This is a genomic window from Carnobacterium sp. FSL W8-0810, from assembly GCF_038007125.1.
GTDB lineage: Bacteria > Bacillota > Bacilli > Lactobacillales > Carnobacteriaceae > Carnobacterium_B > Carnobacterium_B inhibens.
Window position 1 is genome coordinate 720,123 of sequence record NZ_JBBOWO010000001.1, and the last position, 20,703, is coordinate 740,825.

The following is a 20,703-nucleotide window of genomic DNA, read 5'->3' on the forward strand; positions in this document are numbered from 1 at the left end:
GGTTATTTTTATTCTTTTGACCATTTTTCAACAAATAGTTCAATGGGCATTTTTAAATCTTCATAACGGTCTTCTAATTCTTGACGGGTCCAATTCCACCATGCAATTTGAGCAAGTTTTTCTTTGATAGCTTCTGGAAAGCGATCTTTTATGTGTTTTGCTGGCACGCCCGCCACAATGGTATAGGGTGGTATATCTTTAGTCACAACAGCGCCGCTTCCTATAACGACTCCATCTCCCACAGTGACACCAGACTGAATGATCACGCCATGGCCAATCCAGACATCATTGCCAATAGTTGTGTAGTTCTCCCGTCTTTTCTCTAAGAAATCTGTATCTTTTTTAGGGAAACCATAGCCACTACCATTGTAAGTAAATATATGTTGAGAAGGACGTTCATAAGGATGATTTGTAGGACCAATTCGAACCATATCGGCAATACTGTTAAACCGGCCTAATTTTGAATTTTGGATGAAACAATAATCTCCAGTATACGTATAACTCCCGAATTCTGAGTGATCAATCGCATTTTGTTTGCCAATTTCAGTGTATTCACCGAATGTGGTATCTTTGACCTGACTATCGTTTCCAATGACAGGACGATCTGCGTATAGTTTTGTTGGTTCAATATGCATAGCCTCAAACCTCTCCATCTTTTCTTTTAGTGTATCGAATGATAAAATAAAAAGCAACAATTCAAAATATGATTCATTGCATGACTACGAGAACGAGACAGTAGAAGAAACGAGGCAGAACTATATGTATAAGTTACGACTGATTGATCCAATTTCTGATGGACTCATCGCTAGATTGCAAAAACCAAACTTTGAAATTAGCCAAGAGAGAGAAACTGAAGGAATCCTAGTTCGAAGTTCCAACGTTCCTGATGAATCGATCTCAGAAGAATTATTGGTTATTTCTCGATCAGGTGTCGGTGTCAACACAATCAATCTAGAAGCCGCTACTGAAAATGGAACAGCTGTTTTGAACACGCCAGGAGTTAATGCAAACGCAGTTAAAGAATTGGTTTTGGCTTGTCTATTTTTAACGGTACGTCCTGTTGCGACAGCAGCGGAAATGGTTCGCACACTTAAGGGCCCAGATATACTTGGACAAGCAGAATCCAAACGCTCAGAATATGTTGGGCAAGAACTTCAAGGGAAAACAATTGGCTTGTTGGGAATGGGGGCTATCGGCACCCAAATTGCTAGAAGCTGTTATGACCTAGGAATGGAAGTATTGGGCTACGCTAGACGGGATCATGATATTGATTATGTAAATCAAGTCGATTTAGATGAATTGCTTCATCTTTCAGATTTTGTCGTCGTTGTTCTGCCGTTGACTAATGAAACCAAAGATTTACTAACGGAAGAAAAACTGGGTCAAATGAAAAAAGGAGCCTATTTGCTCAATTTTGGACGTGACCCGATCGTGAACAGTACAGGAATATTGAAAGTCCTGCAGGATGAAATCATAGCCGGATACATTACTGATTTTCCTCAAGAAGAATATATTGGACACCCGAATATCTTAATGCTTCCCCATATTGGTGGAACTACTCAGGAAGCTTTGAAGGGTGGAGATCGGCTCGCCGTAAGAGCATTGCGTAATTTTTTGTTATTTGGAACGGTTAGAGAATCAGTCAACTTTCCGGCTACTCGTCTTGTGTTTCAGTCACCATACCGTCTTACCATTTTTTATCAAAAAACTGGGAAGACATGGTCCAAAATCATGAACTATTTAGACCAAGAAAATCTAAAAATTGGAAATATGACCAGTAATGGAAAAGATGGGTACGACTATATGCTGATTGATTTAGAAGAAAGCTTTGACCGAATAGAACCTGTTGCAAAAAAAATTCAGGATATTCCTTCTGTCAAACGAGTACGTATATTATCCAAACCAAATTAATGCTGTTTATCTGTTCGTTGAACATAAAAATGGCAATTATCTAAAAAACGCAGATGATTTTATTGTCTGCGTTTTTTTATTTTATCAATAATTGAGCAGCCGACCATTGTCATGCCACTGACCATAAAGTTTATTTGCTCTGGTACTTTCAATAAATTTATCCAATCGTCTATTAAAAAGTTCTGGATCATTTTTATAAGCTTGTATGTTATCAATTCTGATTCTTCTGTAGAGTTCAGGGAAGCTAAGAAAATTCTGATAAACTTGGTCATCTTCTTTTAAACGAGTTTCAATCACTTGATCGATGATAAATGATTCAGGACACATATCCGGAAGAACTTTCAAGCCTGCTTCTGTCATTAAACCCAGTTTTTCTAATCTTCTTACACGCTCTTTATTTAATTCTGTCCAGTTGCTTTTTTTCCTTCTTGGAGAAATCCGTTGAGCAGATTCAGTCTCCGAGATTTTTTTCTTGATGCCATCGATCCAACCAAAACATAAAGCTTCTTCAACGATGTCTAGATACTGAACAACTTCTGAGGTTTCAGTCTTATTGATAACTACCCAACAAAAGCTTTCTGTAGATGAGTGTACCGCAAGCCAATTTCTTAAGTCTTGTCTGTTCGTAATAGTAAGCGCATTTTCGATTTCCATTTTTGAGTAGATCCTTTCTAATTAGGAATGGGTAATAGAATGACGATAGTATTGAAAGGCTGCTACAAATGGATAGAAGTTTGAACCGTTTTTATGAATACAGCTGCTGCTTTTGAAAGAATAGCATTCTTTTTCCATATTATATTTAAGCTAGCCTCTAAATTGGGTTTTAGTGGAACAAATGTTAAATCTGTTCCTTGAGTGTTTATGATCCCATCAATACATAGTGCGCAACCTATACCTTCTTTTATCATGATCGAGGCATTATACAAAAGGTTATAGGTGCCGATGATTTGTTGACTGTCGAGATTTTTCCCTAGCCATTCACCGATTTGATCATCAACTAAAGATTGGCTTGAAACAAAGAGCGAAAGAGACTTTAGATCTTCAGGTAAGATAGCTTTCTTTTTTGCATAAGGATGGTCTTTGTGGAATAAAATGCCCCATTGATCAGTTCTAGGCAGTCTTAAGTAATCGTATTTTTTCTTTTCTACTGGATCGATGACGATCCCAAAATCCAAGATCCCCTTGTCCAATTTCTCAGAAACATCGTCTGCATTTCCACTATATAAATGGATCTTTACATCAGGATATTTTTCAGTTAAGACACGTACACTTTCAGCTATAAATTGCATGGCTTTGGTTTCGCCACCGCCAATGACGATTTCCCCACTGATCGTTTCGTTACTCGATAAGTTTGTCATTGTGGTATCGACTAATGAAAGGATCTCTTTACCACGGTTCACCAAATAGTGCCCATCTTCAGTTAAGGTGATTTCGCGGTTTCCGCGAGTAAACAATTGAACGCCTAATTCTTCTTCTAGTTCTTTTAGTTGCTTAGATAAGGTCGGTTGAGACAGATGTAAGGATTCTGCTGCTTTACTAATTGTTTTTTCTTGAGCCACCGTCAAAAAATAATTTAATACACGAAAATCCAATATGTATCCCTCCTATGTATAGTTAAAAAGCATAGCTGCGTATGCTATATAAGTATTAGTCAGATTCAGTTTATCTTAGTATGATGGGTTTAACAAGAAATAACGATATAGGTGGTGAAGAGCTATGAAAGACTTATTAAGCCGAATTATTAGGAAAGAAATAGTGAAAGGATCCTCTTATTTTGAAGAAATACATGAGCAGAAGGCAGGAAACGAAAGGTTAGTCATGGAATTGAATACCGGTTACCATCCCCCCACAGAGGTGCGCACATCCCTTGAAAAAATTACGGGGGAATCGATTGATTCTTCGGTTACTGTATCGTTGCCTTTTTACACAGACTTTGGAAAACACATTTCATTTGGGAAAAATATTTTTATCAATCAAAACGTCACATTTGTTGATTTAGGCGGTATTTATCTTGAAGATGATGTCTTGATTGGACCTGGCGCGCGTTTGCTCACAGTGAACCATTTAGTGGATCCAGCAAAAAGAAGAGGAATCATCGTGGATTCGATTCGAATCAAAAAGAATGCTTGGATCGGAGCAAACGTAACCGTTCTGCCTGGCGTAACAATTGGTAAAAATGTTATTGTTGCAGCAGATGCTACAGTCACTAAAGATGTACCAGACAATGTGATTGTTGCGGGTACACCTGCGAAAATCACTAAAGAAATCGTCTTTCATTAATCTGTTGAAAAATAAAAAGAGATAGAAAGAAGGAACTGAAAATGGTAGTAAACGAAACGTATACATTAGCAAATGGAGTTGAAATTCCTAAATTAGGTTTAGGAACTTGGATGATAGATAATGCAGCAGTTGTTCAAGTTGTAAAAGATGCCCTTGATTCAGGTTACCGTCATATTGACACAGCTGAAGCTTACCTAAATGAAGAAGGTGTAGGTCATGGTCTTAAAGAGTCAGGTGTTAACCGTGAAGATATTTTTGTCACTACGAAACTCGAAGGCGATATCAAAAATTATGAGGAAGCGGTTAAAGCAATTGAGAAATCACTTGAACTTTTAAATGTGGATTATATCGACTTAATGATTATTCATAGTCCGCAGCCTTGGGCAAATTTCCGTGATGGCAACCATTACTTCGAAGGGAATTTGGAAGCATGGCGTGCTTTAGAAGAAGCGTATGAAGCAGGCAAATTACGCGCAATCGGTGTGTCTAATTTTGAGCAAGCAGACTTGGAAAACTTGATCAATAACGGAAAAGTCAAACCAATGGTAAACCAAGTTCTTGCACACATTACGAATGTTCCAACCGACGTCATTAAGTATTGTCAAAGCCAAGACATCATTGTCGAAGCTTACTCACCAATTGCTCACGGAGCTATTCTTGATCATCCAGTTGTTAAAGAGATGGCTGAAAAGTATAAGGCTTCACCTGCTCAATTAAGTATTCGCTATGTCTTACAATTAGGCACAGTTGCTTTACCTAAAACGACTAGTAAGGATCATATGAAATCGAATGCCGATATCGACTTTACAATCTCTGAAGAGGATATTAATACGTTAAATGAGTTGCCGCTTATCGAAACTTATGGTGACGATCAGGTCATGCCTGTGTTTAGTTCACAATACAACAAAAAGTAAGTGATATGCGTTATACTAAATGTAAGCTGAATTATTTATTGAAAGGAGTTTTTAAATGAAAGTACTAGTTGTAGGTGCCAATGGAAAAGTAGCTCGTCATTTTGCAGATTTTACAAAAGAGGATTCTGCTATTGAAGAAATCGCAATGATCCGTAAGGCTGAACAAGTTAGTTTCTTCGAAGAACGAGGAATTGAAACGGTTCTCTTAGATCTTGTTAAAAATTCAGTAGATGAATTGGCAGACGATATGAAAAATGTCGATGCAGTTATCTTCAGTGCTGGAGCTGGTGGAAGTGGTTTGGACAAAACCATTTTGATTGACTTAGATGGAGCCATTAAAGCAATGACGGCTGCAGAACAAGCTGGCGTTAAACGTTTTGTTATGGTCAGCACATTCCGTACTGGACGTGAAGCCATGTCTCAAGAACAGGATTTACAAATTTACACCATCGCAAAAAACTATGCGGATGAATGGTTAAAAAATCGTACAGATCTAGATTGGACGATTGTGCATCCTGGTATACTAGTTGATGAACCTGGTACTAATCAAATAAAAGTTGGTATGGGACAAGACATTAATGAAGTTCCACGCCAAGATATAGCTAAAACGTTGATTTCGGTACTTCATAATGACAACACGATCAAACAAGAATTTGAAGTTCTATCTGGTAATACAGCTGTTGAAGAAGCTGTCCGTAATTTAAAATAATTAAGCCAAAGACCCCAAAAGCTTAGCTTTTGGGGTCTTTTTATGCAGTAAAGCACATCATATGATTGGTGAGATCGTTTGATTTTTCTAAATTTCGCCCCAGCTTTGTTTACTCCAATTCCAGCATCCATAAGCTGTAAGCATGAGAATCTTCCTGCATCTCTGTCACATATCGGTTTGTTACCGTATTTTCATGGATCAATGCAGCAACTACTTCTGCTTTGCGTTGTTTTACCTGTTTGAAAACCGGATAGGACATCGCCAATCCCAAACCCAGATGCTTAGAGTCTACACCTAAATACAGAATGATATAACGTTTAGCACGCCATTTTTTATAAATAATTTTCGCTAGATTTAGCAGATTCATTTTTTGATAAATCAAATTGCCATAATCCGGCAAAGTAATCAAAAAGCCAACAAGCTGCTGATCTTTGTAGGCCAACTTCACCATAGAAAAATCGATCACTTGTTTTAAATCGGCAAAAATTTGACTAAACTGTTCAGCTGTAACCTCTTGATACAATGGAAAGTCTTTGTAGAGTACTCTTAAAAGTTCAAAGACTTCAAGCGAAACGGTTGGCCAATCTTCTGGTTTAGGAGAAACAAAACGATAACCTTTTTCCACAAATAATTGATAACGTTTGGCTAGTTTTTTTGATTCATATTGAGGTGGAATCGAACGATAAAAATTTGACGTGTAGTGTTCGACCTCTTTAAAACCGGCCGCTTGCCATAACTTCGGATAATACGATGGATTGTGCGGTTCACTCGTAAATGGCGCTCGTTCAAATCCTTTAACTTTCATTCGATAGCCTAGCCAGAAACTTCCTTGAACAGGACCAATGATGCGCTGCACATTTTTGTCTCGTACTTTTTCACTCAGTGTTTGGATAAACTGAATCATGACGGTTACATCATCTACTGCTTCAAAATACCCTAAGTAATAGTCTTCCAAGTGATGCGGTTTTATTAGAGCCCCGCGAATTACCATTTGACCCTCTTGGTAACCATTGAATGCTTGGAAAGTATAGGTTGGACTCAACGGATGCTGTCCACTGATCTGTGCTTGTTCCTCTGAGACGGATTGCATCAATTCCTCTTTTTTATAAATTCGTTGTGGGAATTGCAGGAAATCGGTTTCTGATTTTTCACCTGAAAACACTGGAATGATTTTTAAAGAATTATGAGTAATCATTTTCATCCTCCAAACGTTTGATCAGGCCGGTCTGTCCGTTTATTTCAATCCATTCTCCAGTCGTTAGTTGTTGTGTGGCTTGTTGGACATTGACGACAGAAGGAATACCTAATTCGCGAGAGATGATTGCTGTATGAGATAATAACGAGCCTTTTTCCGCAATGATCCCTTTTGCTTGGGTCAGTAAATACACCCATCCTGGATCCGTCATTTTTGTGACGATAATTTTATTATAGGATTGCTGAACATTAACGGCTTGAATATCTTCGACAACTAAAACTTGCCCTCGAACTATGCCTTTTGAACAACCGATTCCTTGGAAGTCCTGCTGGTTGGTCGAGACTGTCTGCTGCTGATTGATCGTTTGTGGATATTTTTCGAAAATACTTCCAGCATAGATCAACCGGCTGAATGCAGGTAATTGCTGATCTACTAATCGTTTATGCTTCCGTTTTTGTATCTCTGTTTGCATATTTGAAAGATCTCTATGGCTAGTCAAATCGAAAAGTTCAGTCATCGTTAAATAAAACACATCCTCTGATTGCTCAAGACGGTTTTCTTTTACCAACTGCTCGCCCATAGTGATAAAGATGAGTCGCATCATTCCGTAAATTCGCGTACGATTCAAGCGAGAACTTTCTCTGTATTTGATCCCTGTCATAGCGCGTTTCTTCAGCCCATTCACCAATGGATTCCGTGATTTGTTTGTTGCCGTTGCTTTAGATTCGGTACGCATCGCTGTTTGCGGCAATTCCAATTGCTGTTGGATCAGTTGAATTAATGAAAAAGGATGACTACGAAAGGTTGCCGTCTCTAATTTTAATTCTTCTGGAGCTCGATCTCCAAATTGTTGAATGAAACGTCGGATATCTTGTGTGATTGGATGCAAATCTGTCTCAATAAAATCAGCTGCAAGTTCCGAAGAAATGCTTTCAATTATTTTTCGATAGTCGCTATGTTGTTCTTCCTGAATGGTATAAATGATTTTATTCAGTTCAAACACTGGCTTCATACTTTCAATTTGTTCGATCCCGGCTATTTCCTCTTGAACTTCTTCAGGCGGACAGACTTTTTTTAACAGCCCAGTATAAACAAACGCATAGAGATCATTGATCAAAGTGACATCCCATTGTTCCAATACTTGTCGTTTGATCTGCTCAAATAATTGATGAAGTTCTTCAAATGAAGCCTCTCGCGTATACGTTTGATTGAAATGTTCAGAAATCGCTTCAAAATCCGAATCGAGTTGTTTCATTGAACGAGGCGCTTGGATGAAACTCTTAATGATGCGTCCCATGATTTTCAGTCGAGTTGAGCGACTGATTTTTACTGTAATTGCAGAGATATCGGTGGGTTGAACACCTAACATATCTTGCCAAATAGGGATGATCTGCTTAGAAAAGGGCAGAAGATGAAGTAATTTGTACCAATTATTGATTTGATAGTATACACGGCTGTTTACTTGAGCAATCATATTTTGAAAAGTAGGCTCAAATGATTGAAGTGTCTGTGTATCATTTTTCAGCATACGCTTGGCCAAACCTCTAAAAATACTCCCATAAGCTTCTTGAATGAAACTGAATGTCAAAGGAGTCGTTGTTCCGGGATAACTTTCCACGATATTGCTATTATCTAAAATGGTGACCGGTTCTGCAGGCAATTTTGTAATAGGACGTGCCTGTAAAACGTACAGTTGGTCATTCAAAAAAGTAAATTCAATATCCATTCGCGGACCAAAGATGTCCGTTACTTTCTCCGCCATATCTTCTAACTCGACTTGTTGTTTTTCTGTTAAGATTGGAGAAGTACCAGAAGTTTCAAAGTAAGACAATTGATCATCAGAATGGATCGTAACCATGGTTGTATCTACTTTATCTTCAACGATCCCGCTACCAACGCCAACGCCGACAACAATTAACTGTTCGTTCAATAACCCTTGAGGATTCGCGGTAAAATAGACCCCAGATAAATCTCCTGAAATCATGTCTTGAAGAATGACGTATAATTTAACAGCTTCTAACGAGATGCCATTTTCAAAGTAGTAACTCAATGCAGAGGGCTGGTACAACGACAAAAGAGTTTCCTCTACAGCCTCAACTAAATCATCTACTTCAACAAACAAACGCGTAGAAAATTGTCCAGCAAATGAGGCAGAGGCATCATCTTCAACATTTGCTGAAGATCGCACAGAGTAGGTATGTTTGCCAGATGCGTGTCTGCTAAAATCATGGATAGCTGTAAAATCTTCCTGCAAAAATTTCGCCTTAAATTCCTGTTGCAATCGTTGACTTAATGCATTCAATGTATCGTTTCCTGTATGGTATGCTTTTTGCTGTTCTTGCAAGAAGGTAAGTACATCTGTTTGATCAAAAAGATCAAATGAAAAAACGGAAAAAGGAGGAACGACGAGGCCCTGCTCTTTCATGAGATGCAAATTAGCTGCTTTTGAACCTACTGATCGACGGTGAAAGTTAGTGAGTTGTTTCATCGGACAAACCCCTGTATAAATAGATGTGCTGCAACCGAAAGAACCATCGTGGTTTCCGTAATGTAGGTATAACGTTCCACTCGATTTTTGATATTGAAACGTGTCGGATCATGAATGAATTGTTGAAATTGAATCGTCATCCAGATGACATTTGCCAATAGAACAACGACGCCGATTTTTGAAATATTCCATAATAAAATAAAATTCGTTAAAATATCAATAATCGTCAGCACTTGAACGAAACGTGTGGCTTTTTGATAAGTGAAGAGTTGGGAATATGTCACATATTCTGTCTCGTCTTTGGGTGCTCTTATTTTACGGCTGATTTCCCATATCAAGCTTGGGAAATACATCGTAAATGCCAGCAAAACAGTAGGTAGGGATAGCAATGGCAATTGATATTTGTAACAAACGAATGTGATGATATAGATATTCATGACCATCATCACAGGATTATGGGTAACAAGTGCTAAAGGCAATGATTTTTGAATTTTAGCTTTGCTGAAAAACCACAGCGACATCAAGGTTCCATAGATGAATAAAAAGAGAAACCAGCCTATATTATTCATAAAGATGACATTGAGCACAACAGTGATCGTGACCATGACAGCTAAAGCAATAGCTAAATCACGTTTCTTAACTCTACCAGAAGGCAGTGCTCGATCAGGAAATAGTCGTTGATCGTGTTCGTAGTCTTTAAAATCATCTGCGATCCTAAGCGCCATCAAAAATGTAAATATTGTCCAAACTCCGGTCCATTCTTGTATTCCTATTGAAAAATCTGACTTTCCTACGTTGAGGAGTAAGATAAAGTAGATTTCAAAAAAGTAGATGATCGCTAATAGGAATCGCGGAATCAGTGGGTACATTTCTTTATAGTAAGTTAATAATCTCTTTAGCATGTTTTCAGACCAATTCCTTCCCCTATGTTGACTTGAGTTTCTATATTTAGATTAGAATAATAATCAATATCTTGATCAACGGTTACGGTTCCCTTTGGATAAGCCACCAGTATAGTGGACCCACCTAGGCTAAACCAGCCTTTTTCTTTACCTCGCTGATAACTATCGAATGGTTGATTATAAATCTTTCCAACCAAAAGCGCTCCAACTTCCATCTGCATGATCATCCCTAAATTCTTTGTTTCAAGTAGACAATATTCTCTTTTATTTTCTTTGAATAATTGAAAGTGTTGTTGGGCGATTTCTCTGACTGTATGTAATTTTCCGTAGATTTTGCGACGATGAATAACCGAGCCTGTTTCACTAGCCAGATAACGATGGTAATCATCGACTGCTAATCGGTAAATAAATAGTGTGCCACCCTCGTAATAATCAGCTGAAGAACGGTCTTGAAGGATATCTTCTAAACGATAGTTCTGTCCTTTGACGGTAAAGGTCTGATCACTATGAATGGGAACAGTTAATAGTTTCGCTTGCGCAACAGCGCAAACGCGATTAGACGGACTTACGTGAATGTTAGCCGCTTTTAATTTTCGGATAAAGAATTTTGCAAAAGACTGGTAGTTTTTTGATTCGTAATCGCTTAAGTTGATGTCATATTCTTTGACAAACGGAGCGATTTTATTTTTAGAAAGTCGTGTGTGGTCAATAGCTGTCCACACGATTGAAAATAATGGAGAAGTAACCATGGAAAGCAAAACGTTTCCCCACTTTGTTTGATACAACCGTTTTAGCCATGCTGCTTGATATTCCTTAGGTTCAATGATTGATTTCGTTTCACGCTGATAGACCTTTACCATACTATAATCTCCATAATCCGAATAAAGTCACGAGCGCCAGTCCTAAGAAAAAGAGATACATCACTCGATTGGGTTTAGGAATCTTAATATCCCAGATGAATAGAAAAGCCAATATAGGAGCAAGCAGTAGAAGAACATATTGAAAACTTCCACTTGAAAACCATTCACTTACCAAATAACCGACCGGAAAAACAAGTGCACCATAGGTAACCGGAACTCCCCGAAAATAAGTCGCTCTTTCTGCCAGATTGTCCTTCGTTTCACGATTGAAATAAGCCAGTCTTGTAACAGCAGCGATGACATAAATAATGGCTAAAAAAATGTTCACTAAAGGGAAGCGACCTTGTAAAATCAATAAAACTGCAGGTAACGCCGCAAAACTGATCATATCGCATAAAGTATCGATCTCTACACCAAATTGTTCTTGCGCTTTTGTTCTATCAAAGGAACGCGCAACCATGCCATCAAATAAATCGCAGAGCCCGCTCACAATAAAGCAGCTCATCGCCCAAATCATCTCGCCTTGAATAATGAAATGCATTGCTACTAACGACAGGGCGGTCCCAAAATAGGTTAAATAGACAAACTTTCCATATTCTCCAATAAACATCTTTAGCACCCACTTTTTTGAATTGTAATTTCACCCGTTGTTCCATTCATTGTAACATTCATACCTGTTTTTAACTTCTCTGTAGCTTGTGTTGCACAAACGATTGTTGGAATACCAAATTCTCTGGCAACAATTGAGGCATGGCATAAAACACCGCCAGTTTCTGTAATCAGCCCCTTAATGGAACCAAAAGCGTGACTCCATCCTGTATCCGTAAAGCGAGTCACCAAGATTTCGCCAGCCTCCAACTGGTTGATGTCTTTAGGATCTAGCAGAATTCTTATTTTTCCAGAAACAATCCCGTCATTCGCACCGATTCCAGCTAAACTGGATGGTTTATTTGCCAAAAGATTCTCTACCTCTGCGGAAACACTTGTCTCCATTAAATCTCCTGGAGGAACAAAATGGCGATAAGCCTGACAATAGATGCGATTGTCCTGCACAGATTTTTGAAGACTTTCTTGAGACAGTTGGTTAGAGATAAAAGAGTGTATCATTTCTTTCTCAAGATAGAAGAGATCTTCCGTTTGCTCAATATACCCTAGTTTGGAATACCGTTCTCCTAATTTCAAAGTAATTTGACGAATCAAATGATAAAAACGAGTCGATACATCTTTAAACTCCTCACGCCACCACAATAATTCGCGCAGCATCTTGATATCTTTCATTACTTTAGTTCGTTGCCATTTAGAGACATAGGGCTCTATCAGTTTTTCCATTTGTTTATCTGTCAACGTTTGGGAGAAGGCGTGTTGAACAACTGTCGTGAGTTTCTCTGGATGATCCACATATTCTTTCAGTAAATCAACCACTGGCTGTTGGTTTTCGCTGTAACTCGGCACCAATAGATTCAGTTCACGGTTTGAATGATAGCCAAATGTTTCTTGAAAAGCTTGGATCCGTTTTGCATCTAGTCGATTGGGTTGTTCGTTTAATAACGTATTGATTTCTAATGGACTGTTCGTCATCCATTCCTGCTTATATTTATCGTTTGTAACGATGATTTCAACGATTTCATACAAATCACGTAGCGGTTGGATGTGTGAAACTTCTCCTAGTTTTGAGATAAGCTGAAAAAAAGTATCTAAGGGCAATTTTTTCAATAAGGCTGTTTTTTTCATGGAAAGCTGTACCGTATTGACATAGACTTGCCAAAAATAAGTTTGTTCACTTTGCAAATAAGCATCGTTAATGATAGTTTCCCATAATGCTTCAATTTTATTCTGATCTGTTGCGGAAGATAGCGATTGGATTTTTTTATCGATTGATTGATACGTTACTAATAATTGTTTGTGTTGCTGTGCTGCCGTTTGACGCTGTTGCTGAGTCGTTTTGGTGATGCGAGTCGCCACAGTTAGTAAATGGCTGATCGTCTTAACTGTCAGTTTGCTTTTGTAGCCGTCTCCTTGATAATTTTTATAAACGCCAAGCTCATCGTCAAATTCGCGTTCAATATAGCCAGGTATTCGTGACATGGCTTCTTTGACAACACCAATATTCCAATAAGGTCTTGCAAAATGATTGATAGAAAGCTGCTTGATGTTTGTTGAATCGTATAACTTATTTTCAATCAGAAATTTCTCTAACGTTGTCTGCCATGATTCACGGTATAAACTCCACATCAATCCTGGACAAGGTTGAGCAGCGACACCGCCATCACGAAAATTCGTAGTGGTCCAATTGCCTTCATTAATTTTTCGATGGATGGTTGTAATCGGGCGAGCTTGCAAGAAAAACAAGGAATCTTTGCTGAAACAAAATTCTACATCGACAGGATAGCCATAAAAGGTCGCAATCAAAAGCAACTGTTCTTGAAGCTGATTCAACTGACCTGAAGATAAGATTTGTGAACCACTTGTTGGTCCAATCGTTGAAAACCAGTCGATCGTCAATTGTTCAGGAGTAACTAACCCGCTAACAAGCTGTTCACCTGCGCCTTCCACTATTTCAAGGGTTAATTGACGATCATTATTTGTCAAAGGATTGAGTGTAAACGCAATACCACTGGAAACTGCTGAAATTTGTTCTTGAATAATGACAGACATTCTTAGATTTTGAATATCCAATTGTTGTGTCTGCCAATAATTTAAACTAGCGGGCTTAAAAAGAGAGGCGATACACTGTTTTAATGCAGCAATAATGTCATCAATTGTTGTACAATTTGCAATCGTGTCATACTGTCCAGCAAAAGAAGTAGATGCTTGGTCCTCCATCAAGCCACTGCTTCGCACAATATAGGTTTTATTAGGAGATATCAGATCATTTGTTTCTTTATGTAATTCCACTGGGAAAACCAGCTGATCCAAACGGTGAACAATTGTTTCATAAGTTGGCAGGTTAAGGTAAACAGTTGTTTCTAATCCTGCTAGTTCTGGGATTACTTCAGTCCATAGTGAAGTGAGTTTATCTTCTGAAATGAAATAGCCTTTAGGTACCTGAAGGCCTAACTGAGACAAATTGATCAACGCGTTTATTTTACCGCCATACCGCGGATTTGTTTCTGCAGTTTCTATTAAAGTCCAATAGATTGTCTATACACCTCCTTGTACATCTAACATAATTAGAATGGATTTTTTCTTAAATTAAACCAATACAATAATTGATTGACTACGACATGAGTACCGGCTCCCAAAAGGATAAATCCGAAAAATTGAACTAAACTTATTGGAACCAGAACTGCGACAACTAGAGCACAACCTAACAATGAATCTGCTTGGTCAATAAAAATAAAGAACCATTTCCATTGATTGGTTGCTGGTTTACCAGGTTTGATTTCTAGCCGTCGCTTCATAAAACTATTGGGCAATTCAAAAACGACGTAAGCTAACCCTAATAAAAAACCAATCCAAAGATTGTTTAGGATAGAATTTGCATAGACGTCATAGAAGAGATTCAGCGATTCAAGAGAGGGGCTATTTTTTAGAATGAGTCCCCAAACCACTTGGGAGAGTCCGCCAAAAAGAATCATGCCAATAAAACCTTTCCAAGTTTTATTTTGACCAAATAATCGCTTGCCGTCTGCTAATATCCTACCGGCATCCATAGGGATATTTAAACGTTGATAGGTAGGGTATTTACAAAAAGCCATATTGGCAACACCCGCAAAAATAACTGACATTAATGTAACGTATAAACTTAAAATTGTTTCCAACACAGTATTTTCCTCTTTCTCTTATAAAAATATAAAGGTTTCTCTTTATGGTAAACTATTTTTGTGAATTTTTAAACAAAATCAATTCAGTGAAAATATAAATGACGTTTTGGTCATTCTTCATTTTAAAACAAGGAATGAAGAAAAATAAAAATAGCTATTCAATATGTTAGAGAAGAGTAGCTATCATGGCACAGTTCATTAAGGTTTTCGTGTGAAATGATTAAGCTCTGTCCGGATTTTACCTTGCAAATGTTGGAAGGCTAAAAATTGTTGACGGGACCGCTCAATCCTTTTGTATCTCTTTCGATTTTTCTTATAAAATTGCTGATGGAAGTTTTCTGCCGGCCAAAATACAGACGTTGGCTCAATTAATGTAACGATTGGACGCTTGTATTTTCCGGATTCTATTAATCGTTGTTTTGACTTTTCAGTAATCTTTCGTTGTTCTTCATTTCGAACAAAAATAATCGGACGGTATTGACTGCCGCGGTCTTGAAATTGACCAAACGCGTCTGTTGGATCTGTCAGCTGCCAATAAAGTTCTACCAGTTCTTCATAGTGTATGATCCGCGTATCAAAAATAATCTCAACTGCTTCGACATGCCCTGTGTACTGGCCGCTCACTTGGTCGTAAGTGGGATGATCCATATGCCCTCCAGTGTAACCCGATAAGACAGAAATGATTCCATTTTTGGTTTCAAAAGGTTCTACCATACACCAGAAACAGCCCCCTGCAAATACCGCAGAATCTTGGTAAGTCAGATCATCAATGGAGTGTTTTGTAAAATCAAATTGAGCGTCGGCACTAGCATTTCCAGTTATGCTGTTATAAAAATCTGTCACGTCAGGCGTTAAGTTGTTTCTTAATGCTAGCGGGCGTAATTTAGCTTCAAGCTTTGAAAGCTGGTCGTCAATAGTTGCACCCTCTTCTAAGGCATTTTTGGTCGAAGATAGTGCTGACCGTTCCCATTCACGAGTCGCGGGATTGAGGATCAGATTATATAAATCATTGAGCGTTTCTTCGTCATTCTGTCTCATATAGAGGACCCTCCTTAGGCTTGTTTTTGAGGAATAAATCTTTAATTTATTATACATCAGCCAGCAGTGCTAAAGAACTGTTGAAACGTTATTTTGAACATGAAAAGTCAGAATGGCATGTCTCTAAGTAAAGCTATCCTTATGATTCTGGCTTTATAGAAATTAAGATACTAATAAACTTGATTTTAGTGTTATTGAAAGTATGTTATATTAAAAAAAACTAAATAAAAGAAAGGAAAGCTTATGCTGACAAAAGAAGCCGCTCAACACGTTATCTATGAAATTATGAAACTTTATCCTGATGCTGTCCCAATGATGCGTTATCAAAATCCATTTCAATTGTTGATGGTCGTTATATTAAGTGCTCAGGCAACAGATATTTCAGTCGCTAAAGTGACAGACCAATTATTTAAACGCTATCCAAATCCTCAAGCTGTTATTGAATCTTCACCTGAAGAAATTGAATCATACATAAAAACAGTCGGACTCTACCGGAATAAAGCAAAGTATATTTATAAAAGCAGTTGTCAATTACTTGAAAAGTTTGATGGAAAAGTTCCAAGTACACGTAAGGAACTTCAATCATTAACTGGAATTGGACCTAAATCAGCTAATATATTATTGAATGTCGCCTTTAACCAAGAGGCTTTTGCAGTGGACACACATGTCGCACGAATCTGCAAGCATCACAAAATAGTAGAAGAAAATGCCACACCCAAACAAATTGAAAAACGCGTGACAGAAATTATCCCAGCTAAATACTGGGGAAGAGCACACCAATCTATGATCTCATTTGGAAAAGAAATATGTACATCTAGAAGTATGAAGTGTCATGATTATCCACAGCTGTATGAGAATTTAGCAGAAGTAGATCCAACTGACTCAATTGATGCTGTCTAAATTTAACTATGTTTATTTAGTCAGAAATCAAAAAAAATCTAATCAATCTGTGACGCTAAAAGGATTTAACATTTTTCATTATTGATGCTTTCATTTGTATTGATAATGGGCCTACAAAAGTACATACTATTCAGCAATGGTTAAACAATCGCTGTCATAAAAGAAAAATCTTCCTCTGTACTGAGCATTGAAAGGCTCATACAAAGGAAGATTTTTTAGAATAAGTTTTTGATTTTTTCGATATTTTTGATCATTACAGAAGTCGTCCCGTCTGGATTATTAATAAACTCGACAACATCTGGGTCTCTGTAAAGTTCTATAGGAATGCTGATCTCGATTCCGTTATCTAAACGGAATTTTTGTTTGGAATATTTTGGTCCAGCTACTGTCACTTCAGCAGGAGCACGATCTACGTAACCTAACTCTTTGATTTCTTCAAAAAACTTTTCTTTTTTCGCATGATTATCCCCATATAGAGTCTCAGCAATCACTTGATTATCAATGACGTTTTCTTCCGTCATACTATGGACAAGTGCATCTTTCGTATCAGCCAGTACTTGGAATTCTTCATCATCAAATGCCTTGCTTGTTTTTTGAACGGCTTTTTTAATAATCGAAATGTTCTCTTTAAGACTAGGTTGAGGTTTATCTTCTAAAAATAGTTCTGTGAAATAATAAATTTTCTCTGCTAATTCATCAATTAGGTGCTTTTTCTCAATCACATGGTATTCCATGGTATTCAAATTTAGCACCATTCCTTCTTGAATCGCTTGGCGTGCACTCGGTAAGATAGAACGGTTAATGATCAACTGATTCGTTAGCGTTTCTTCTTCATAAGAGACATAGTGAGTGATGCTGTCAGAATAATTTAATTTGAACAGACCTAACTGCGGTACTTCGTCCAAAGTAAAGTAGACAAATAATAAGTCAGCTGGCGGTATTTCTGGATTAAGTTTTGTAATGGAAAAGAATTTTTCGGTCAACGTTTTGGTTGTCTCAATAAAATCAGTTGGAATCGTAGAAAAAGTTTGATTTAAAGGATTATTTTCGGTTAATATCCCGGTTTTCATGTTGTCTGAGTCTTCTACTTTTTCAATCATGGCATGGAGATAATCAAATGTGAATTTCTCTGTAAGATCTAAGCCGGCAAAAGAGAAGATAGGTTCGTTACTGTTCAAATCAAAAATGTGTAAAATGGCTTCTTTTATATAAATCATCTTGTTCCCTCCGTTTTCAGTCACGCTTATCAGTATCTCACAAATTAGACATTCGCAAAAGCAAATTTTAGGTGGAAAGTTACTTTATAAGTTTGAATAAAATTGTTTAGGATATTGACTCTCATCTATTTTTAATGATATCCTTCTTATGAGTAATAGCTGAGTAGGTCTTTCTTTTTAGTAATAAAAGTAGCTATACCATTAGGGTGGGATTCATGCATTTTTAAATCAAAAAGAACTATTAAGAGGGAGAAATGACTTATGAGGTATCACTACACAGAACAGGAAAAAGAAAATGTAGTCATGAACTTTATGGAAAATAATAGAGTGACTAAGGTGCCAGCGAAAGAAAAGAAGAAATACATTTTATTAGCGGAATTCATCACCAGATTCGAACAAGGAAAAATATATACGGAAAAAGAAATAAATACGGAGTTACTTAACGTGTATCCAACAGGAGAGTATGTTGAACAGAGAAGATATTTAATCACCTTTAATTTTTTCAAAAGAAGCAGCGATGGTAGTCAGTATTGGCTAAATATATAAAAATGTGAAAGGATAGACAAATGAAACTATTTTTAAAAGGATTCATTAGAGGAGCAATTCCATTTATTTTTATGTTGGTCATGTCAGTGTGGGAGCTTATTCAAGGTTCATCTAGTGATGCGAGGACATTCTTAATAAACGGGCTTATAATTATGTTTTTGGGAATAGCGAGCGTCATCTATGAAATCAACCGCTGGAATTTCTCCAAACAAATCATAGTTCACTACATAACAATGTTGCTTACGGTATTCCCCATTCTTTTGCTAAGCGGTTATTATCCGTTGAGCTCTTTTGATGATGTACTAAATGTATTTTTACTTTTTAACAAAGTTGGCCTTATGCTTTTTTTTGCAACATTTATAATTGCCAAAGTGCGTAGAGAGTTTAGAAAACGAAATTGATATTTACATCTACTCGTTCTGTGATGGCTTAATGCTATTTTATAATTTATCAACAATAGCATGTACATTAAAGATGTCGAAAGACCAAAAAGACGACAGCTAATTAAACTAGCCGTCGTCTTTTTGTTGCTAAGATCGTTTAAATGATAGAGTAATTCTCTTAAATTATTAAAGGAATCAAACAAATAGTTACAGGCCAATCAATGTATAGACTACTAAATAAACGTTTAAACAAATAATGACAACGGTAGCTGTCCAAGCCACTATTTTAACCCAAGTTGAGTTTACAAAACTTCCCATTTTATGTTTATCACTGGTGAATAAAACCAGTGGAACGAGTGCAAAGGGGAGTTGCATACTTAAAATAACCTGACTGAATATTAAAAGATCGGTAGTTCCATTTTCTCCGGCAATAATGGTCACAATAAATACTGGAATTACAGCTAGTAATCTTGTGATGATTCGGCGTACCCATGGCTTAACTCTTAAATGAATAAAGCCTTCCATAACGATCTGACCGCTTAATGTTCCGGTGATGGTTGAGTTTTGGCCAGAAGCTAGTAGAGCAATTGCAAATAAGGTACTCGCTATAGATGCGCCAATAGTTGGTGCAAGTAAAGCATAAGCATCTTCTATTCCACTGACAACTTGTCCGTTGCCGTAAAAAGCTGACGCACCTAAAATTAAAATCATCGAATTAATCAAAAAAGCAATGGTTAAAGAAAAGATAGAATCGATTCGAGCAAAGTTTACCGCCTCTTTTTTTCCTTTTTCTGTACGTTCATAGCTTCTCGTTTGAATAATTGAAGAATGCAGATATAGATTATGCGGCATAACTGTGGCACCTAAAATTCCTAAACCTACAAATAGGATCGAAGGGTTTGTAACAATATCTGAACTAGGAATATAACCTTGAACTAAGTCTGTGACATTTGGATTGGATAATAAAATTTCATATGCAAAAATGATAAAAATCGTAGACATTAAGATAATAACGACACTTTCAATAATACGAAAACTGCGTTTCTGCAATAAAAGCAACAAGAGCACATCTAATGTTGTGATTGTCACACCTAAAAGGATGGGAATGTTGAACAATAGTTTTAGAGCGATAGCAGATCCAATAACCTCAGCAATATCGGTAGCGATAATGGCAACTTCTGTTAAAATCCATAAGAAAAAAGATAATTTTTTTCCGGCAGAAGCACTAGTTGCTTGAGCTAAGTCCATACTTGTGGCGATTCCTAATCGCGCAGCCATTTCTTGCATTAAGGTTGCAATTAAACTAGCAATCAATATGACACTTAATAAGGTATAGCCAAATTCAGATCCACCCTCTATAGATGTCGCCCAATTACCCGGATCAACATACCCAACAGCCACTAATGCGCCTGGACCCATAAAAGCAAGCAACTTTCTTAGAAAAGAAGCATTTGCTGGTGGGATTTTTACTGAATTATTTACTTCTTCCAAGCTGATAGAATCTATTTTTCTTATCCAGCCTTTATTCCTATTTTTTTCATTTTTGTCCATTTTACTTCATATCCATTCGTATTTTATTCTACTTGTAACAGTAGT

Annotated in this window: 20 protein-coding genes; 7 read left to right on the forward strand and 13 right to left on the reverse strand. The window is 37.3% G+C overall.

The genetic code is table 11. The features are described from left to right. Positions 1-8: 8 nt before the first annotated feature. On the reverse strand, positions 9-635 hold the full coding sequence (locus tag NST49_RS03535; protein ID WP_341047044.1) for a DapH/DapD/GlmU-related protein: 627 nt from the start codon (positions 633-635) through the stop codon (positions 9-11). Positions 636-759: 124 nt separating this feature from the next. Here NST49_RS03535 and NST49_RS03540 point away from each other — a divergent pair, with 124 nt between their 5' ends. After that, complete coding sequence (locus NST49_RS03540; protein ID WP_341047046.1) at positions 760-1,911, forward strand: NAD(P)-dependent oxidoreductase; 1,152 nt, start codon at positions 760-762, stop codon at positions 1,909-1,911. 84 nt (positions 1,912-1,995) lie between these two features. On the opposite strand, the gene NST49_RS03545 is transcribed toward NST49_RS03540, so the two are convergent. Together NST49_RS03545 and NST49_RS03550 are read right to left on the reverse strand one after the other, a co-directional pair. Further along, positions 1,996-2,565, reverse strand: a complete 570-nt coding sequence (locus NST49_RS03545; protein ID WP_251165872.1) for a YdeI/OmpD-associated family protein — start codon at positions 2,563-2,565, stop codon at positions 1,996-1,998. A gap of 62 nt (positions 2,566-2,627) precedes the next feature. Continuing rightward, positions 2,628-3,503 carry a LysR family transcriptional regulator gene (locus NST49_RS03550; RefSeq protein ID WP_251165871.1) on the reverse strand — a complete coding sequence of 292 codons (876 nt, stop codon included), beginning with the start codon at positions 3,501-3,503 and terminating at the stop codon, positions 2,628-2,630. Between the two features lie 124 nt (positions 3,504-3,627). Between NST49_RS03550 and NST49_RS03555 the strand changes: the two genes are divergently transcribed. From NST49_RS03555 to NST49_RS03565, 3 genes are read left to right on the forward strand one after another with little or no spacing between them, the layout of a single operon-like run. Next, positions 3,628-4,191 carry a DapH/DapD/GlmU-related protein gene (locus NST49_RS03555; protein WP_341047050.1) on the forward strand — a complete coding sequence of 188 codons (564 nt, stop codon included), beginning with the start codon at positions 3,628-3,630 and terminating at the stop codon, positions 4,189-4,191. 41 nt (positions 4,192-4,232) lie between these two features. Next, positions 4,233-5,105 (forward strand): aldo/keto reductase, encoded by an 873-nt coding sequence (locus tag NST49_RS03560; protein ID WP_341047053.1) that lies wholly within the window; start codon positions 4,233-4,235, stop codon positions 5,103-5,105. Between the two features lie 55 nt (positions 5,106-5,160). Further along, positions 5,161-5,814, forward strand: a complete 654-nt coding sequence (locus NST49_RS03565) for an SDR family oxidoreductase (RefSeq protein WP_341047055.1) — start codon at positions 5,161-5,163, stop codon at positions 5,812-5,814. A gap of 109 nt (positions 5,815-5,923) precedes the next feature. Here the strand turns inward: NST49_RS03565 and NST49_RS03570 are convergent, their stop codons facing one another. The 8 genes from NST49_RS03570 to msrA form a co-directional block, all read right to left on the reverse strand. Next, positions 5,924-7,009: a hypothetical protein gene (locus tag NST49_RS03570; protein ID WP_023179445.1), complete on the reverse strand. Its 1,086-nt coding sequence runs from the start codon at positions 7,007-7,009 to the stop codon at positions 5,924-5,926. Next, on the reverse strand, positions 6,996-9,497 hold the full coding sequence (locus tag NST49_RS03575; RefSeq protein ID WP_341047057.1) for a phosphoenolpyruvate synthase: 2,502 nt from the start codon (positions 9,495-9,497) through the stop codon (positions 6,996-6,998). Before NST49_RS03575 ends, NST49_RS03570 begins: the two co-directional genes overlap by 14 nt. Beyond that, on the reverse strand, positions 9,494-10,399 hold the full coding sequence (locus NST49_RS03580; RefSeq protein ID WP_251165868.1) for a prenyltransferase: 906 nt from the start codon (positions 10,397-10,399) through the stop codon (positions 9,494-9,496). Before NST49_RS03580 ends, NST49_RS03575 begins: the two co-directional genes overlap by 4 nt. Next, the gene (locus NST49_RS03585) at positions 10,393-11,259 is read right to left on the reverse strand and encodes a phosphatidylserine decarboxylase (RefSeq protein WP_341047058.1); all 867 of its coding nucleotides are present in this window, start codon (positions 11,257-11,259) and stop codon (positions 10,393-10,395) included. Before NST49_RS03585 ends, NST49_RS03580 begins: the two co-directional genes overlap by 7 nt. Before the next feature lies 1 nt (position 11,260). Further along, the gene (locus tag NST49_RS03590; protein WP_341047060.1) at positions 11,261-11,869 is read right to left on the reverse strand and encodes a CDP-alcohol phosphatidyltransferase family protein; all 609 of its coding nucleotides are present in this window, start codon (positions 11,867-11,869) and stop codon (positions 11,261-11,263) included. Positions 11,870-11,871: 2 nt separating this feature from the next. Next, entirely contained in the window at positions 11,872-14,397 is a 2,526-nt protein-coding gene (locus tag NST49_RS03595) for a PEP/pyruvate-binding domain-containing protein (protein ID WP_341048658.1), read from the reverse strand. Positions 14,398-14,429: 32 nt separating this feature from the next. Continuing rightward, positions 14,430-15,020 (reverse strand): CDP-archaeol synthase, encoded by a 591-nt coding sequence (locus NST49_RS03600; protein WP_341048660.1) that lies wholly within the window; start codon positions 15,018-15,020, stop codon positions 14,430-14,432. A 201-nt stretch (positions 15,021-15,221) separates the two neighbouring features. Next, the gene (gene msrA, locus NST49_RS03605) at positions 15,222-16,061 is read right to left on the reverse strand and encodes a peptide-methionine (S)-S-oxide reductase MsrA (RefSeq protein WP_341047062.1); all 840 of its coding nucleotides are present in this window, start codon (positions 16,059-16,061) and stop codon (positions 15,222-15,224) included. Between the two features lie 243 nt (positions 16,062-16,304). Between msrA and nth the strand changes: the two genes are divergently transcribed. Further along, positions 16,305-16,961: an endonuclease III gene (gene nth / locus NST49_RS03610; RefSeq protein ID WP_251165865.1), complete on the forward strand. Its 657-nt coding sequence runs from the start codon at positions 16,305-16,307 to the stop codon at positions 16,959-16,961. A 215-nt stretch (positions 16,962-17,176) separates the two neighbouring features. On the opposite strand, the gene NST49_RS03615 is transcribed toward nth, so the two are convergent. After that, positions 17,177-18,178 carry a nucleoid-associated protein gene (locus NST49_RS03615; RefSeq protein ID WP_341047064.1) on the reverse strand — a complete coding sequence of 334 codons (1,002 nt, stop codon included), beginning with the start codon at positions 18,176-18,178 and terminating at the stop codon, positions 17,177-17,179. Between the two features lie 261 nt (positions 18,179-18,439). Here NST49_RS03615 and NST49_RS03620 point away from each other — a divergent pair, with 261 nt between their 5' ends. Beyond that, the gene (locus NST49_RS03620; RefSeq protein ID WP_341047065.1) at positions 18,440-18,724 is read left to right on the forward strand and encodes a DUF2087 domain-containing protein; all 285 of its coding nucleotides are present in this window, start codon (positions 18,440-18,442) and stop codon (positions 18,722-18,724) included. Between the two features lie 20 nt (positions 18,725-18,744). Beyond that, on the forward strand, positions 18,745-19,125 hold the full coding sequence (locus NST49_RS03625) for a DUF6608 family protein (protein WP_034538718.1): 381 nt from the start codon (positions 18,745-18,747) through the stop codon (positions 19,123-19,125). Positions 19,126-19,314: 189 nt separating this feature from the next. Here NST49_RS03625 and NST49_RS03630 read toward each other — a convergent pair whose 3' ends face one another. Beyond that, positions 19,315-20,658, reverse strand: a complete 1,344-nt coding sequence (locus NST49_RS03630; protein ID WP_043945481.1) for an Nramp family divalent metal transporter — start codon at positions 20,656-20,658, stop codon at positions 19,315-19,317. Positions 20,659-20,703 lie beyond the last annotated feature (45 nt).

What these genes read in the sequence shown, in the direction of transcription:
- NST49_RS03625 (WP_034538718.1), top strand. Translation starts at nt 18,745, where the DNA reads ATGAAACTATTTTTAAAAGGATTCATTAGAGGAGCAATTCCATTTATT.
- NST49_RS03615 (WP_341047064.1), bottom strand. Translation starts at nt 18,178, where the DNA reads ATGATTTATATAAAAGAAGCCATTTTACACATTTTTGATTTGAACAGT.
- msrA (WP_341047062.1), bottom strand. Translation starts at nt 16,061, where the DNA reads ATGAGACAGAATGACGAAGAAACGCTCAATGATTTATATAATCTGATC.
- NST49_RS03575 (WP_341047057.1), bottom strand. Translation starts at nt 9,497, where the DNA reads ATGAAACAACTCACTAACTTTCACCGTCGATCAGTAGGTTCAAAAGCA.
- NST49_RS03590 (WP_341047060.1), bottom strand. Translation starts at nt 11,869, where the DNA reads ATGTTTATTGGAGAATATGGAAAGTTTGTCTATTTAACCTATTTTGGG.
- NST49_RS03560 (WP_341047053.1), top strand. Translation starts at nt 4,233, where the DNA reads ATGGTAGTAAACGAAACGTATACATTAGCAAATGGAGTTGAAATTCCT.
- NST49_RS03570 (WP_023179445.1), bottom strand. Translation starts at nt 7,009, where the DNA reads ATGATTACTCATAATTCTTTAAAAATCATTCCAGTGTTTTCAGGTGAA.
- NST49_RS03565 (WP_341047055.1), top strand. Translation starts at nt 5,161, where the DNA reads ATGAAAGTACTAGTTGTAGGTGCCAATGGAAAAGTAGCTCGTCATTTT.
- NST49_RS03555 (WP_341047050.1), top strand. Translation starts at nt 3,628, where the DNA reads ATGAAAGACTTATTAAGCCGAATTATTAGGAAAGAAATAGTGAAAGGA.
- NST49_RS03585 (WP_341047058.1), bottom strand. Translation starts at nt 11,259, where the DNA reads ATGGTAAAGGTCTATCAGCGTGAAACGAAATCAATCATTGAACCTAAG.
- nth (WP_251165865.1), top strand. Translation starts at nt 16,305, where the DNA reads ATGCTGACAAAAGAAGCCGCTCAACACGTTATCTATGAAATTATGAAA.
- NST49_RS03620 (WP_341047065.1), top strand. Translation starts at nt 18,440, where the DNA reads ATGAGGTATCACTACACAGAACAGGAAAAAGAAAATGTAGTCATGAAC.
- NST49_RS03545 (WP_251165872.1), bottom strand. Translation starts at nt 2,565, where the DNA reads ATGGAAATCGAAAATGCGCTTACTATTACGAACAGACAAGACTTAAGA.
- NST49_RS03580 (WP_251165868.1), bottom strand. Translation starts at nt 10,399, where the DNA reads ATGCTAAAGAGATTATTAACTTACTATAAAGAAATGTACCCACTGATT.
- NST49_RS03630 (WP_043945481.1), bottom strand. Translation starts at nt 20,658, where the DNA reads ATGGACAAAAATGAAAAAAATAGGAATAAAGGCTGGATAAGAAAAATA.
- NST49_RS03540 (WP_341047046.1), top strand. Translation starts at nt 760, where the DNA reads ATGTATAAGTTACGACTGATTGATCCAATTTCTGATGGACTCATCGCT.
- NST49_RS03535 (WP_341047044.1), bottom strand. Translation starts at nt 635, where the DNA reads ATGCATATTGAACCAACAAAACTATACGCAGATCGTCCTGTCATTGGA.